Annotated in this window: 10 protein-coding genes and 2 pseudogenes; 6 read left to right on the top strand and 6 right to left on the bottom strand. The window is 54.3% G+C overall.

Features of this window, described 5'->3' with window-relative positions; all coding sequences use genetic code 11:
- Positions 1-76: 76 nt before the first annotated feature.
- From LRS56_11425 to LRS56_11435, 3 genes and pseudogenes are all read left to right on the top strand, one after another.
- On the top strand, positions 77-2,497 hold the full coding sequence (locus tag LRS56_11425; protein WDU65007.1) for a TerB N-terminal domain-containing protein: 2,421 nt from the start codon (positions 77-79) through the stop codon (positions 2,495-2,497).
- Positions 2,494-3,790, top strand: a pseudogene (locus LRS56_11430) (ATP-binding protein). The gene LRS56_11425 and the pseudogene LRS56_11430 overlap by 4 nt, the downstream one beginning before the upstream one ends.
- A gap of 43 nt (positions 3,791-3,833) precedes the next feature.
- Positions 3,834-6,020 (top strand): DEAD/DEAH box helicase, encoded by a 2,187-nt coding sequence (locus tag LRS56_11435; protein ID WDU65728.1) that lies wholly within the window; start codon positions 3,834-3,836, stop codon positions 6,018-6,020.
- 227 nt (positions 6,021-6,247) lie between these two features.
- Here the strand turns inward: LRS56_11435 and LRS56_11440 are convergent, their stop codons facing one another.
- The gene (locus LRS56_11440; GenBank protein WDU65008.1) at positions 6,248-7,237 is read right to left on the bottom strand and encodes a DNA-binding protein; all 990 of its coding nucleotides are present in this window, start codon (positions 7,235-7,237) and stop codon (positions 6,248-6,250) included.
- A 206-nt stretch (positions 7,238-7,443) separates the two neighbouring features.
- Here LRS56_11440 and LRS56_11445 point away from each other — a divergent pair, with 206 nt between their 5' ends.
- The 3 genes and pseudogenes from LRS56_11445 to LRS56_11455 all read left to right on the top strand — a co-directional run bounded on the left by LRS56_11445 (position 7,444) and on the right by LRS56_11455 (position 9,425).
- The gene (locus LRS56_11445; GenBank protein ID WDU65009.1) at positions 7,444-8,385 is read left to right on the top strand and encodes a tyrosine-type recombinase/integrase; all 942 of its coding nucleotides are present in this window, start codon (positions 7,444-7,446) and stop codon (positions 8,383-8,385) included.
- Positions 8,386-8,471: 86 nt separating this feature from the next.
- The gene (locus LRS56_11450; GenBank protein WDU65010.1) at positions 8,472-8,864 is read left to right on the top strand and encodes a hypothetical protein; all 393 of its coding nucleotides are present in this window, start codon (positions 8,472-8,474) and stop codon (positions 8,862-8,864) included.
- A 154-nt stretch (positions 8,865-9,018) separates the two neighbouring features.
- Positions 9,019-9,425, top strand: a pseudogene (locus LRS56_11455) (aldehyde dehydrogenase family protein).
- Between the two features lie 89 nt (positions 9,426-9,514).
- Here LRS56_11455 and LRS56_11460 read toward each other — a convergent pair.
- From LRS56_11460 to LRS56_11480, 5 genes are all read right to left on the bottom strand, one after another.
- Positions 9,515-10,207, bottom strand: a complete 693-nt coding sequence (locus LRS56_11460; GenBank protein WDU65011.1) for a hypothetical protein — start codon at positions 10,205-10,207, stop codon at positions 9,515-9,517.
- Complete coding sequence (locus tag LRS56_11465; protein ID WDU65012.1) at positions 10,204-11,613, bottom strand: AAA family ATPase; 1,410 nt, start codon at positions 11,611-11,613, stop codon at positions 10,204-10,206. Before LRS56_11465 ends, LRS56_11460 begins: the two co-directional genes overlap by 4 nt.
- A 490-nt stretch (positions 11,614-12,103) precedes the next feature.
- A complete protein-coding gene (locus tag LRS56_11470) occupies positions 12,104-12,601 on the bottom strand; it encodes a hypothetical protein (protein WDU65013.1) in 498 nt (165 codons plus the stop codon).
- Between the two features lie 573 nt (positions 12,602-13,174).
- Positions 13,175-14,122: a type II toxin-antitoxin system RelB/DinJ family antitoxin gene (locus LRS56_11475; protein ID WDU65014.1), complete on the bottom strand. Its 948-nt coding sequence runs from the start codon at positions 14,120-14,122 to the stop codon at positions 13,175-13,177.
- A gap of 779 nt (positions 14,123-14,901) precedes the next feature.
- Entirely contained in the window at positions 14,902-15,531 is a 630-nt protein-coding gene (locus tag LRS56_11480) for an HAD family hydrolase (GenBank protein WDU65015.1), read from the bottom strand.
- Between the last annotated feature and the right edge of the window lie 19 nt (positions 15,532-15,550).

A 15,550-nucleotide genomic window follows, 5' to 3' on the forward strand; every position in this document is an offset into this window, starting at 1 on the left:
GTCTGTTCCGCTTGGCCCGCCTCGTGAAATCCGTAAGAATGTCATCTGGCCATTACCAACTGTACGGAATACTCATATGCCACGGAAGCGCAAAGGGAGCGGCGGCGGGCCGATCGCTCTGTACGCCTTGTTATTCGTTGTTGCCCTTTTGGCGCAAGTTCCAAAGCAAGCGTGGATCGCCCTTGGAGTTATCTTGGGCGTAAGTGCGTTGGTATGGGCCGTCAGACGCACCACCCAGGCAAAGCGTTACGCGCCTGAGGATGACATTGTTGCGGAGATCGCCGCTGAATCTCGACAGGCAACCTCCCCCAGTCTCACCGTCCAGTTCGGCACCAGTACCCGCGAGCGAGACTTCTATACTGTCCAAGTCGGTTCGTCCAGCGATAGTCAGAACTACGCCATCCCAAAGCCAAGTGCAAAGCCCATGGGCGTTCGCTGGCTTGCAGAAGGTGAGTCCATCACCGTGGCCGGATTGGCTATCCCGGGTGGAATGCTCTACATCACCGAGCGGGCAACCCAGTTCGGTCAGACTGAACCGTCCCTGATTGATGCAACGCTTCGAGTCGCACGCTCACCCATGAGCCTTACCGAGCGGCAGATGCCCTATTGGCCAAGTTACCGAAGCATCACGCCTGAGGCGCGGCGAGCGTATCTGCAATGGTTGGCAGGAGGTCGCCGCCAGCCTGCGGATGCGGGATACGTGTTCCTGTTTTTTTACGGGCTGGAACGCCGCGCGCTGATCGATGCACCGAGCGATCCTCAGGCTAAGGTAGAGACTGCTGCCATCAAGGCCGAGGTCGAACGCTTGCTTGGTCTCTACGGCGACAACCATTCTTTCCGCGGCTACGCTATCCGCTTTCTCGCCCATATCGACGCGGGTTCTGTTCAGCCTCAGAGCTATATGAGTGAACCGATTGCCAGTGCCGCAGATGGGTACGAGCTGCCCATGTCACTGAGAGTCGCGCTGGGTCAGATGGCCGTGGATAAATACCCTCTCAATCCGAGCTGGGCATTGGCCTGGGCGCTCGCAGAGCCCAACATTTCCAGACGCACACCTGTGACCCGTTGTCCTGAGCAATTCGCAGCGCTCTTCAAAAACCAATTCGCAAAACGTTATCCCAACGGCATTGTGCTTCCTCAGAACAAGACCAAGCTGAAGATTGCCTATCGCCCCGCTTCTTCCGGATTGAGCATCCCGGCAGCAGCCGTGGGCGACCTCCCCGATGTCGCCGCAACCTCAGGAACGCGTAACAAGCTGCAGGGTATAGTGGAAGAATGCACCACCGTTCTAGACGCTTACAGTCGATATCTGGGGCGCAACCCAGACGCTGGATATAGTCTGGAAGCCATCCTGCAGTTGCCAACAGAACTCTGGCCTGCTGAAGCAAAAGCCGAACTCGAACAGTTGGCACAACGCGTCGGCGGCGAAACTATCTGCATGAGTTTCGCTGAGCTGGCAGGCCGTTTCAAATCCGCCGGCGCGCTTTCCCGCGACAAAGTCGTGGCACTCGCACGGGCCTTGGAAAGCAAGCGGATCGGATTAGAGCCCGATGTGCTTTCTGGCAGCCGTACGCCCAAGGCAGAAGACACCATCGCACTGTTCGCAGCGGACTCTGATGAAGGTACTCTTCGTTCGACCGATGCTTACAGCGCTGCAGCAGTTACTTTAGACCTGGCCAGTGCAGTGGCTGCGGCAGACGGTGACACCTCGCTAGAAGAGGTGAGTCTGCTGTCCGGCCACATTGACTCATGGGATCACCTCTGCGTCGCGCATCGAAAACGCTTGAAGGCGCACCTCCAGATTCAACTGAAGCAACCGCCGACACTGGCAAGCCTCAAGAAGAAGCTTGAGCCGCTGACGATCGAGGCCAAGCGGAAAATTGCCAGCTTCCTGGCCCACCTGGCACAAGCGGATGGCGAGGTGACGCCACAGGAAGTTAAGCTCCTTGAGCGCGTATACAAGTCGCTCGCCCTCGATCCGCAGTTCGTCTACAGCGACCTCCACAGTGCAGCTGTTCGTCCCTCCCATGGAGTGGAGGCACTGACTGCGAATGCCGCGCTGGCCACTGCGACACAGACATCAGAAAGCACTGGCTCTGGCTTTGCACTGGACATGGACAAGGTCGCTCGCTTGCAACAAGAAACGGCAGAAGTGTCGGCGCTCCTGGCCAGCGTCTTCAATGAAGAATCGCTGACTGAGACGCCTAGCGCCTTGGAGCCCGAGGCGCCCCAACGGCAGGAAGAAAGTATCGCCGAACAGCTTGCTACCGTACATGGCCTGGACGTCGAGCATTCAGCGTTCCTTCGGCTTCTGGTGTCACGGGCTGAGTGGAGTCGTGCCGAGCTGGAAGACGCAGCCAGTGATATGGAACTGATGCTGGATGGCGCCTTGGAGCGGATCAACGAGACAGCGTTCGAGCTGTTCGACATGCCCGTGACCGAAGGTGATGATCCCATCGAAATCAACCCCGACATTCTGGATGAGCTAGCCCTATGAGTAAGATACGAGCCAAGCGATCGCGACGCGGTCATTCAATCGCTGCGTGCGGGCGTAGTGCCCCGTGTTGGGCAGCATCTCATCCAGGTAGGTCGAGCGGGTGAACTCGATTCGCTGCTCAAAGATGTGGATCGTCTCGCGGATGGCGGCTCGGCTTTTCGCGTCGTCGTTGGCGAGTACGGCGCGGGCAAAACCTTCTTCCTGAACCTAGTACGCGGCATCGCCATGGAGCGCAAGCTTGTCACCATGCACGCCGATTTGAATCCAGACCGCCGGCTTCACGCTTCAGGTGGCCAAGCGCGCTCACTTTACTCGGAGCTGGCCAAAAACATGGCCACCCGCACCAAGCCAGAAGGCGGCGCTCTGCAGGGTATCGTTGAGAAGTTCATCTCCCAAGCTAAAACGGAAGCCAAGACCAAAGGTGTCGAGAGTGAGGCGGTCATTCGTGAGTACCTGGCAGAGCTCACCGAGATGGTCAATGGGTATGATTTTGCCGACGTCATTGCCGCCTACTGCCGCGGCTTCGAGGAAGGTAACGAGCAGCTCAAGGCTGACGCCATTCGTTGGCTACGCGGGGAATTCTCCACCAAGACTGACGCCCGCGCTGCTCTGGGCGTGCGGACGATCGTCGATGATGCTTCTGTCTACGACCAGCTGAAATTGCTGTCACGATTCGTACGCCTGGCTGGTTTCGGCGGCTTGATGGTATGCCTGGATGAACTGGTCAACCTGTACAAACTGGCAAACACCCAGGCCCGTAACGCCAATTACGAACAGATTCTGCGCATCCTCAACGATTCGTTGCAGGGTTCCGCTGAAGGCCTGGGTTTTGTATTGGGCGGCACACCAGAGTTTCTGATGGACACTCGTCGGGGGCTCTACAGCTACCCTGCCCTGCAATCCCGCCTCGCTGAAAACAGCTTTGCTAAGTCTGGCCTGGTCGACCTTTCTGGGCCTGTCATTCGACTCAGCAGCCTGACACCTGAAGACTTCTACGTGCTTTTGCAGAAGCTGCGCAATGTTTACGCCTACGGTGAGCCTGAGAAGTTTTTGCTGCCGGATGAAGCCATCCCCGCTTTCATGGCGCACTGTAATCAGCGCTTGGGCGAGGCATATTTCCGGACGCCGCGCACGACCATTACGGCTTTCATCAACTTGCTCGCGGTGATCGAGCAAAACCCTACCGCGGATTGGCGAACCTTATTGGGCGCCGTGGAGCTGACCAAGGATGAGGCCGGGCAGCAAGATCTAGAAGTTGAGGCCGACGATGAGCTCGCCAGCTTCAAGCTCTGACTCTTCTTCGTTCGAGCGTTTACACCCGGAGGTTCAGCAATGGATCTGGTCACAGGGGTGGACGTCCCTGCGTGATGCGCAGGAGTGGGCGGTACCGGCATTGGTGGGCGCCGATCGCGATGTGATCATTGCAGCGTCCACTGCCGCAGGTAAAACAGAGGCCGCATTCCTGCCGATCCTGACCAACCTGCTCAACAACAGTGATCCAGCCGGCGCGGTGCTGTATATCAGCCCGCTCAAGGCGCTGATCAACGACCAGTGGGACAGGCTTAGCCGGTTATGTGAGAGGCTCGAACTGCCCGTCGTTGCTTGGCATGGCGATGTGGCAGCAAGCAAGAAACAACGGTTTTTGAAATCGCCTGAGGGCATCTTGCTGATCACTCCGGAGTCCCTAGAAGCCCTGTTCGTAAACAGAGGCTCAGGCTTACCAGGGGCTTTTCAGAACCTTCGCTACATCGTCGTCGATGAGCTTCATGCCTTCATCGGAAGTGAGCGTGGAAAGCAGCTGCAATCGCTAATGCAACGGGTTGAAATCGTCGTGGGTAGAACGCTGCCCCGTGTAGGGCTTTCGGCGACGCTTGGGGAGATGTCGCTGGCCCGCAAGTTCCTGAGGCCGGCGTGCCCGGATGGCATCACGGTTATTGAGTCAAAGTCCTCTGGCCAAGAGCTCCAGGTACAGGTGCGTGGCTACATTGAGCAGCCCATGCAGCAGCTGGTGGTGGAACACCCGGGGAATGCGTCAACAGATGAAGGCGCAGAGAAGGAAGACACCTCAGGTACCAAAGTGGCTATCGCAGGTCACCTGTACAAGGTGCTGAGGGGGCATAACAACCTGATCTTCCCCAACAGGCGCCAAGAGGTTGAATGGTTTGCCGACCGTCTGCGCTCACTGTGCGAGAACGATGGTGTTCCGAACGAGTTCTGGCCGCATCACGGTAGCTTGTCCAAGGAGCTACGCCAGGATGCCGAGCGGGCGTTGAAAGCGGGAGATCCTCCAGCTTCTGCCGTATGCACTACCACCCTGGAACTGGGTATAGACATCGGTAGCATCAGGACGGTCGCACAGATCGGCTGTCCTCCCTCTGTGGCAAGTCTCAGGCAAAGGCTTGGCCGCTCGGGTCGCCGCGCCGGTGAGCCTGCGATGCTCAGGACGTACTGCCGGGAGCGCCCTTTAACAGATAAGTCGGATCTCTCCGATCAGTTACGTGAGGGCCTTGTCCAAACAGTCGCCATGATCCGATTGCTGATCAGTGGATGGTTTGAGCCGCCTCGATCGGGAGGCCTACACGCTTCGACACTGGTGCAACAGTGCCTATCCTCAATTGCTCAGCTCGGCGGTGCTTCTGCGGCGCAATTATGGGGGAATCTCATCGCAAGCGGCAGTTTTGCGAGCGTCACCAAGCCTGATTTCCTGGGTTTGCTCAAGGGTATGGGTGAGAAGGAATTGATCGTCCAGGACAGCTCAGGACTTCTGCTACCAGGCGAACTCGGGGAGCGGTTGATCAACCACTATGAGTTCTACACCGCCTTCACAAGCGATGAAGAGTTTCGTTTGCTCCGGGATGGGAAGCCACTTGGCTCGCTGCCCGTCAGCAAACCCCTGACCAAGGGACAACGCATCATCTTCGGCGGAAGGCGTTGGCAGGTTCAGGATGTCGACCTCGAAGCAAAGGTGATCGTGGTCACACCGGCGCGGGGCGGCGAGCCTCCTCAGTTTGATGGGCTTGGTGCCCAGGTGGATGATCGTGTCAGGCTTGAAATGCGAAACGTGTTGATGGAGACCACATCCTGCCCCTTCCTAGACAAACACGCTCAAGCGCTCCTAGACGAGGCTCGGAATAACTTCCGCGCTCTCGGGTTGGGTGACGCGGCGATAATTGGCTCTGCCAGCGTAAGCCATGTGGCAACCTGGCGAGGGGATTACACCAACGATGCGCTGGCCTTGTTGCTCAGGCATGTGGGTATTCAGTGTGAAAACACCGGGCTATTCCTGGAAGTTGCATTCGGCGCGGAGGACACATTGCGAGCGTTGCGCGTGGTCGGTCAAATGGACATCTCGAACGTAGAACCGATCTTGGAAAATGTCGAAAACATGATCCGAGAGAAATGGGATTGGGCCCTTCCCCGCCCGCTTCTTATGAAGTCGTTCGCCTCAAGCCATCTTGATCTCCAAGCCGCGGTCACCACAGCTCGACTCCTTACACTGGAGTCGCAGGTTGGCAACGAATAGTACTTCGCTCTTCTCCACGCCCATGATTTCGGCCGCTTATGTGTAGGTGGCTGCATGGGCTTTGAGCGAGCTGGCTTCGGCTATACAGATACTGGTAAGCCTGAAGTTAGAGGGTATGGCAGGCGCTGGTTCGCATGGGGACTACCTGGCTCGGATCGCGAGCTGCGAATTCTGGCAGGAGTACAAATATACTCAGCGATGTGCTAATGGGTTCAAGGTTCTCTGGACTACGCCTGCGAGCCATCCGCCTCACTCGATACGCGCAAAGCCATGAGCTCAGCCTCTGCGGTGGTGAGTTTGTGTGCCAGATCCACCTCCCTTAGCTTCGCGGCTGCGAATTGCGACTGAGACTCACCAGCCTCTTTAGCCTTTGCTTCCAACTGTTGAGCGAGCAGTTCCTTCGCACCTTCCGCACGCGCAGTAGTAGCATTGGCAATGCTCAGCTCACCCCGCAGGGTTTCGACAGCCTCACGATGTTGCGAGGCTTCCCTGGCATGCTGGCGATTTTCGGCAATGAAGCGCTCGTTATCCCGGATCAATCGGGTGATCTCCTCCTGCTTGACCATGAGCGTCTGCTGAAGGACGGTTAGCTCCTGCTGCAATTGATAGAGCTGGGACTCGTGGCGATTCAGATCTTGGTCTCGCTGCTCCTTGATCGAAGCACGGTAGTGTTCCAGGGCCTCCCGGGCATGCATATGCTTTTGCTCCAGAGACTGGATCTGCACATCCTTCTCTTGAATCCGGACTTCGAGATCACTGTTGCTCTGGGTGAGCCTGGCGTTGCGCGTGATCTCAGTCTGCAGTGTGGACTGAGTGGTCTTAAGCTCTTCAGTTTGAGCAGCCAAGACATCTCCTTGCGCCCTGAAATGGAGCTTGACTTCATCTAGCTCGCTCTCAAGTGCCTCGGCTCGTGAGACCAATAGCTTACGTTCGTGCTCGAACTCTGCACGTGCCTCAAGAAAAGCCTGGCTGCCCTCTTCCTGGACTTGATCCAACAAGCTTTCGACGACCCCGCGCAGCGCGCCGCTCATGCGTTCACGAGGGTTCGCTTCTGATCCTGGTGATTCCAGCTGCTTTAGATACCGAGCGATCGTGGTCTTTGAGCCCGTATTTCCAATCTCCACTCGGACTGCATCAATGCTGGGATAAACACCACGCATTAGCAGGCTGTTCCGCGCCTTTTGCACCACCGCTAGGTTAACGCCGCCTCGCGCCATACCCCCTCCAGACGATTTCGTGTTATGTCACATGTCATGCAATTACATAATACGAAAATGCCAAACCTTGCTGTGAACTTGCCGACAACTGGCAAGATATAATCGAGGTTTATAGCTTGCCAGGTCTCACAGCGGGGATAAAATGCCCTGAAAGCCGGTACAAATTGTGAAGCCGAGTCACCGAAGGCTAAAAACGGGGAAATGCCGTGGTTGAAGTGGTCAGCAAGGCAGATAGGTACTTGGAGGCGAGCGTTCGTCAGAACACGTCGAAGAGCTATGCGGCCGCCCTCTCCCATTTCGAAATCACCTGGGGCGGCTTCCTGCCCACCACCACTGAGTCCGTTGTGCGCTACATCGCTGAGTACGCCGACCATCTGGCGCTGAGCACGCTGAAGCAACGCCTGGCTGCGCTAGCAAACTGGCACCAAAGCAACGGCTTCCCCGACCCCACCAAAGCCCCCAAGGTCAGGCAGTTGTTGAAAGGCATCCGGGCAGTACATCCCGTGCAGCAGAAGCAAGCAGCTCCTCTGGCGTTATTGCACCTCGAAAAAGCGGTGGCGCGCCTGGAGGATGAGGTTGTTCAGGCAAGAGCCGTCGGCAACATGACGGCTCTTCTCAAGGCGACCCGCGACATCGCTTTGCTCACAATTGGCTTTTGGAGGGGATTCCGCGGGGACGAACTGGCTAGGCTCACGATCGAGAATACGCATGCAGAGCGATACGTCGGGATCAGATTCTACCTGGGGTCTTCCAAAGGAGACCGGCACAACACCGGCCGTGAGTACAAGACGCCATCGCTGAACAAGCTCTGCCCAGTGGAGGCGTACCTGAACTGGATCGAAGCTGCAGGTCTAACTCGCGGCGGAGTGTTCCGGGGAATTGATCGCTGGGGAAACATCAGCCATCGGCCTCTCGCGGCGCACAGCCTGATACCCCTCCTCCGCGACACGCTAGATCGGTGTGGTTTGCCGTCGGAGATCTACAGTGCTCATTCGATCCGCCGAGGATTTGCCTCCTGGGCGGCAAGCTCAGGTTGGGACATCAAGACGCTAATGGAGTACGTCGGCTGGAGTGACATGAAGTCCGCGCTGCGTTATGTCGAGCCTGCGCAGCAGTTTGGTGGGCTTATTAGAAAGCTTGAAGGCTGATCACGAGGGAGCAACCACGTGGTCGTGATCGCCCTCACGCCAATAAAAACTTTTGTGTCGATCTAATGGTTGCCTGAGGAGGTTGCATGGTGAGGCTCGCGCCTGAAAACCGTAAAATCCTTCGTGAATTGTTAAAAGCTTACGATCAAAGGATGTGGTTTCTCGTTTCGTATGCTCGAGAAGCTGAGCTACTGAAATATGATCCAGAGTATGCGACCACCAACGAAAGCATTCGGCACCTTGGTGCCACAGCTCTGAGAGAGCTTCAAACTCAGATACTGGCCAACGATCTTGAGATCCCAGTCTTTGCAAAAGCAATTGAGGCAGGCGAGTCGAATCTCAAAAAGATAATCGCCCACCAACCCAGGGGTGATGTCCGGTGGCATCTCAACAACGCCCGCCACGAAGTGCTGAATGAGATGAGGAAGGATTGGGCGAATGTACGTATCACCATCCGATACATCCACCCCGATGCATGAGCAAGCTTTCGCATGCCGGTATTCGAGATCGTCAGTGATGATCAATCCGCACTTGTCGCACGTGGATGAGCCTTCGAAACGTCGCCGAGTGAAGGGGGCAGAACTAGGCGTGTACATATAGAGCCCCATCTCTTCGGTTGGAGATGTCGGGGGCATTGGTCATACCCTGTTCTCGGGTGTGACCACCGAGATGGACGTCCACACCCAGGAAATCTTTGGCCCGGAGTTCGTGGTACTGGAAGCTGAAACCCTGGACGACACCATCGAGCTGGTGAACGCCAACCCGTTTGGTAACGGTGTAGGCATGCTCACTCAAAGCGGCGCCGTTGCTCGCAAGTCCAGAGCGAGATCGATGTCGGCCAGGCTGGCATCAACATCCCAATCTCGGCATCGGTTCCTGCGTTCAGCTTCACCCGCTCGCGCGGCTCCAAGCTGGGTGAACTGGGCCCATACGAGAAGCAAGTTGTGCATTTCTACACCCAGACCAAAACCGTCACCAGCCGCTTGTTCGACGACAAGACCGTGAATGATGGTGTAAACACCACCATCACCTTGAGGTAACAGCGTAAGGCTGCCCGGGCCGAGACCGGGCAGCACTCATTTCAGAGGTTGCGCTAGCGTCAGAAGCACGCCAATTAGGTATATTCCGTCTAGACAAATTTCCAACCGTTCTTGGCATAGTTACCGATAGTTTCAAGCAGCTTCAGGGCCCTGTCTTTGTTAGATTTATTTTCCCTCTCCAAGCATCTTGATGCCAAGTCTTGCAGTCTAGCAACTTTGTCTAGTAGGGCCACCCGGTCAGCTTCAATAGTTTTTATTTGGTCTAGTTGGCAGTCTACGATCATTGCTCGCGCACGATTCGGCCTCGGAGCTCCCTTTTTTATAACGTATAGCCAGGCATCCATGATTTCTATGTTATCGAAGTAGTCATCAAAATAAGGGTGTATCCACGAGTATTCACCCGAGGCTGCCGTCAGCTCCGAAGCCCTTGAAACCACGGCATCCCCCATATCTCGCGTCGATTTTTGCATATTACATGGATGACAAGCCAAGGCTAAATTTACAGCGGTAAAAGCCCACTTTTTGTACTTGTCTTTAGACTTATCCAAGAAGTGCTCTATATCCTCTGCGGCATTTCTTCGCTCGATCTTTATTTTGCGCCTGCAATAAACACATCGTCCATCCTGTTGCAACCTCAGGGACACACGCAGAGATTTTTTAAGATCGTCAAACACTGCATGCTTCCAATCAACTTCACCCGCAGCGAATCTTGCAATCTCACCAGAATACTTTTTTATGATGTCGTCATGCAGGGGCTTGAGTTGTGAAGGGCCGAGACTCATGCGTACTTCTCCCTCAGAACTCCAATTCGCTTTATAGTGTCATGAAGCGGGTCTTCAATATCCAGTTTTATATTATGACTGAGCAGGCTATCTGCCGCAGCTAAAAACCTTTCGGGTTCAGTATGGATGTCTGTCAGTGCCGTTAGGCAATCTTGTATGAGTGCTGCGACGGTAAGCGAGCGCGGGGAAATAAGTCCAAACTGCTCCGACAGAATAGCGTCAGCGTTACGGCCGTAAAGATCTGATTTTAACCAAGGCTCGACTGATGGGAGATCACGAACATAACTGATATCATTTGGAGCGCTTGAAACAATGAGCGGCGAATGTGTAGCAATAACAACGGTACATTCGTCAGCCATACTGCGTATTATACTTACCATATCTTTTATGATCTTCGCCTGCCATTGCGGATGCAGGGAGTTCTCGGGCTCATCGAATAACACCAGCGTGCGCTCTGTAACGCAAAAGCATAGCGCCAACGTACTCAACAAATAGAGCCTCTCACCGGAGCTCAGTGCGGACAGACCTAGCCGGCGGCTTCCTTTTTCAAAAACGATGTCATGAAGCTGAATTTCATTACCATATAGTTTCGCCAAGATATCTTCAGTCGCAACAGATTGCTGTAGAGTATGATTGAACTCTAAAGTGACGCCTGATACCGCAGCGCGTCTATTATTGGCTCCCGAAACGGCCGACTGCTTTGGAGAAAATAATAATCTTACCCGCTGACTAAACCCAATCTCATCAAGAATCTTACCTGCCATGCCACCCGCAAGCCCATTGCAACCCTCGCTTAGAATGTACCGGGAGAGTATTCTAAAAGGAGCTTTTTCGGACAAGATGTTGCTATTTATTCGATTGCCGAAATATAAGTATTCACAAGAATACTTTGATGTCTCGCTTTTCCTAGGAAAGCGATCATACATAGTGCCGGACAGACAAATTATCCTCTGACAATAATCTTGAACGAACGGGTTGTCTGCTAGAAATCTCAGGTAGCGAGACTTCCCCAAGCCGTTAACACCTGTGATGACGTGAAACTTGCCTTTGTGCGGCAGTACGTTATATATCTTTTTCTTTTCTTCTATGTCATAAAAATCAGAAATCAGAAGTTCCTGAGCGGCTTCTTGGCGTTTGAAGTATTCCATTTTTGCCAGTTTGTCTTGAACCGCAAGGGCATCCCTTTCGCGATCCAACTCCTGGAGGCGTTCATTCTTCAAGGAGAGATTGAGTGCCTCCTGAGCTTGTTGAAGCCGACCAGATTCTTCATGTACCTTCTTATCTAACTGGTTAACCCTGTATTGCGCCTTGACGACTATTTCGGACAAGGCTTCCAGCCGCTTCCCTGCCTTAATTGCTACATCACCTGGAGCCTTGAGTCTGCCGCAGAACCTGTGAAAATTCATGCTCGGCTTCAGCTGCCTTGATCAGAAATTTCTGTCGCTCCAGATGTAATATCGCAATTTTTTGCTGTAGGTTAAGTACGGTAATCCGGTAGGTGTCAATATCCATTTATTTTCCTAGCTGATGCATTTTTATTGCGCACTATTTCCTCGCGGCACGATAACCTTAGTCACCGTAGAGCAGTACCGTCGAGTTAAAATTGGCATGATGGCCACGTGACATCTCATGATCGCGTTTGAGCGAGCCTAAAGCAAGCTCATCACAGGATGTGGTGCGCGCGGAGCTGAGATAGGACTTTATTCAATAATGGCTCTCCTCTATCCCGCCTTGCCTGTCTGGAATCTTGGATGGGGTTGTAGATAAAAAGGACGCTCGTCAGCGCCCGTCTTGTGTGGCGAAATTATTCAGTTTAACTCCACCACGGGCTTCGACCCCTAGTAGGTGTCGTGAGGTCTCCGACATATGTAGTATGTCAGCGAGGATGATGAATATTCAGGTGTTGATCGGGATGCCGGTGATTGCGAGGAATGTAACGGTGTACTGGAGGATGTTGCATACGTAGACCACGACGCCCAACACCAGTACCAGCAGCACCCACCACTGACGGCCAGGTCGGAAGTTGAAGGTCATGTCCATGGTGTTGGACATAGCAATTGACCCGAAGTACAGATTCAGTACGTTGATACGTACCTCGGTGATAATGGTGAAGACGACACCCGTCAGCGCTATAACTGCAGGGAAGACGAAGCCAGGATCTTTGGCCAAGGCGAAGGCATCACCCGACTCCAGGGTTGGGATCAAGGTATACGCCAGGAAGGCCCCGCAAAGCATTACAAACCCGATTGGCAGCAGCAGACCAAGCATGATGACCGAGGCACCCTCGTGCGTGATACCTGGCTTGGCGAAACCCCCATAGTCAGTCGACAACAACCACTGGAACACAATCTGACCGTTGGCCATCATGACGGCCCAGAAGGCAGCGGAATTCACCTAGCCCTTCGGCTTCCAGTCATTCGGCATCACGACATCGTAGTTGTGGGTCAGCTGGTAGAGATAGAAGCTAAAAAGCACGATGAAGATCGGCACACCCCAGGTCTGCAGGAACTGCATGGACGACATGCCCTTCCGGACGAACTAGATGGTGACGACGCCGATAGCGGCGATGATCCCAATACCTGCCGGCGAGGCAACCTCAATGCCGGCATAGTGCACGAAATAGAAAATGAAGTTGACCGCGTAGATGAGGGTTCACACCCAAGGTCAGCGGGCGCAGCGGTCAGTGGGACTTCATGACTTCGTTGGTCAATCTCGGTGGTGGGCGTCACCCTACTGCCCAAAGTCTTCTGCGATACGCTCGATGCCGACAGTTTCACCGTCGCAGAGATCCGGTCACCGTCGCTTACCTGGAAGATTTCCCCAGCCTGGCGTCGACAGGGCCAGCTCTCATTTGCCGCCAAAGCATGGCTTGAGCTTGCGCGTAGCCTGTTGGTGGTATCTGGCCCGAAGTCGGAAAAGTGATTGGCCTTGCGCGCGTTCAGCAGTGAAGGCGCGCAAGATTTGAGGCTATCGCGAACCTCCCCGAACTGCGTTGCGCTGCAATGTCCTTACCATCTCGTCAGCAACGTCGATGGCATCCCCAGGGAAGGACAACCATTTCAGGTTGTTCTTCGATGCATACTCAAGCCGCTGCTGATTCCAGCGATCAATTTCTGTCCTGACCTTGGCTATCTGGTTGACCACTTGCTGGATCTGCAAATCCCACTTGCTCTGACCCACCCGCTTGCAAGATGAATGCACTTCCCTGCACCCAGCATCCACTCGCGAGAACCAATGCGTGAACATGAAGAGATCATATGGGCCTTCGGTCAGAGTCCGGGCAGCCTGAACGGTGTCCATTGCTGCGATCACGAAGAATGCAACGCGAGACTCAGAAGATCGCTCACTAGGCACTAGGTTACGTAGGGCTTGGAGTTCAGCCTCTGCATCTGTAAGGGCACTCTCCATCTGTTGTAAATCACCTGGCTCCAAAGGGCGATTGTTGAAGTTTAAGCATCTGATAGCCTCTGCCAGACGAGCTTTCACAACAGGAAACTTTTCACGGCTCAGCGAAAAGTCACGCAATAAGCCGTCACCGATCTCGACCTTTTCCACCTGGCATGGCGCGCCGTAAACGTACCGCTCATTTTCTCGCAAAAAACTCAAAGCGAGTGAGTGGTCATGACAGAGAGGCCGGCATCTTTCCATCTGGTCGTCGATACCAGGCTGCACTGCATTTCTCATGGAGGCCAAGCCATTATAGAGATCGGAAAATTTCTCGACCGCCTCGGCATAGACCTCATCAAAGTTGATGAGCTTCGGCTTCTGCTTGATCTCAAAGGGGACAGCCCCGGTATCTGCGATGTACTCAATCACACTCGCAAAATACCCACTCACGGATAAGCCGTGGGCCTTGAGTATCTGCTCAGCCTTTTCTTTATCCTCGTCTGCAACACGAGCATTGATTTGGGCCATGAGGCCTCCTATTCCGTAGCCAGGTTTCTATTAGGCCATCGTGGCCTGACGAACCTAGTAAAGCACATAACTTTACTGTAAAGCAACGCACTTTACTAAATAAGCGCAAGACGGAATCTCTCTCCTACTACCGGAGGTATCGACTCAGGCTTGGAGGTTGTTCCAGGCCCGCCCTTTCCGCATCCAGACGCTTCTCGATATTTCCCCAAAGCACCCTCGATCCTCGGTCCAGTCAGCGGATGACTCAGGGACACCTTCGACATCCTGATCAGACAGGATGAAAGGCTCACCCAAAGTTACCTTGGGATTGCACTCCTCTTCCTTTCGTTTGCCCAGGATGTGAAAAAGGCTATTAGTCGACTGGGATTTCAAGCTACCTCAGATCCCCAATACCCGATGCTTAGTCATCACTTACTCACTCAATTCTCAAATGCGGAGCATCCAGTTACCTCAGTAGCCACGGCTCGGCTTCAATGCCGTAACCATGGCAATATTCGTAGAGTGATCGGCATAGGTTTAGACTGGATGAAATCGCGTTTTTTGTTAGCCCGGAGGGATGTGGTTCAAACGGGCGCAACGCTGGTGGGAGCAATGGAACTCAAAACCAAATGAGATCAGATCGCTTAGGTCTCTCCAAGCACAACAACTGTGATGGACATTTGGCACAACAGTCAGCAGGCGCTTTCCTTTTGGAAACTCGAGGTGCGCGTGGAGGGCCTTAGGCCTCACCGCGGTGCTAAGACCATTCGGAATACAGTTGGTCGTACGCAACGCCAGTCTTAGCATTGCGCGGTAATTAGCCTGGACAATTCAAGCAGGTCGCGAAACCTCCCCAGCCCGGAACGATCAAGGTGATAGCCAAGAATGCCGGATGCGCGAGGCCCCTGCTCATCACATTTTTTTGAATCCCCAATCATCACGACACTCCGTTCGGAATCAGGTAGATCACCAGGCCCTAAACTCAACATCCCGAGAATACTTTGATAGATAGCCTGATCTGGCTTCATCGCTCCGCAATCAGCACTGAGCGCGTAGCCATCGAGCCCGGGAAGCAGTTCTCTAACGCGGGAGCAATAAGGCCCAGACAGATTCGAGCAGACACCAATTTTGATGCCATGGGATCTCAGCAAATTTATCGCTGGCCACGTGTCGTCGAACACTCGAATCGACTGCAACTCCAGCTCCAGAGCAGCTTGGAGACTGGCAAACTGAGCAGGCGAGATTTTGATTCCAAATGCAGCCGCGGTGTCTTCGAGGCCATGGTGGTGGGTCATGATCCAGCGTATGTCATTGGGTGATGCTGCGCGACCCTGCTGTGAGCCCAAGCGGAGAAGCCGTCGATAGGGGTTCTGCCGGTTCCGAATCTCGAGAAGCGTACCGAAGGCATCGAAAATCACCCCCTCTACCATCTGGCTCTCCTCAATCGAA

The organism is Pseudomonas poae (assembly GCA_028869255.1).
Lineage (GTDB): Bacteria > Pseudomonadota > Gammaproteobacteria > Pseudomonadales > Pseudomonadaceae > Aquipseudomonas > Aquipseudomonas poae_C.

Excerpts from the sequence above, each read along its gene's own strand:
- LRS56_11425 (WDU65007.1), top strand. The coding sequence starts at position 77 with ATGCCACGGAAGCGCAAAGGGAGCGGCGGCGGGCCGATCGCTCTGTAC.
- LRS56_11440 (WDU65008.1), bottom strand. The coding sequence starts at position 7,237 with ATGGCGCGAGGCGGCGTTAACCTAGCGGTGGTGCAAAAGGCGCGGAAC.
- LRS56_11450 (WDU65010.1), top strand. The coding sequence starts at position 8,472 with ATGGTGAGGCTCGCGCCTGAAAACCGTAAAATCCTTCGTGAATTGTTA.
- LRS56_11460 (WDU65011.1), bottom strand. The coding sequence starts at position 10,207 with ATGAGTCTCGGCCCTTCACAACTCAAGCCCCTGCATGACGACATCATA.
- LRS56_11465 (WDU65012.1), bottom strand. The coding sequence starts at position 11,613 with ATGAATTTTCACAGGTTCTGCGGCAGACTCAAGGCTCCAGGTGATGTA.
- LRS56_11475 (WDU65014.1), bottom strand. The coding sequence starts at position 14,122 with ATGGCCCAAATCAATGCTCGTGTTGCAGACGAGGATAAAGAAAAGGCT.
- LRS56_11480 (WDU65015.1), bottom strand. The coding sequence starts at position 15,531 with ATGGTAGAGGGGGTGATTTTCGATGCCTTCGGTACGCTTCTCGAGATT.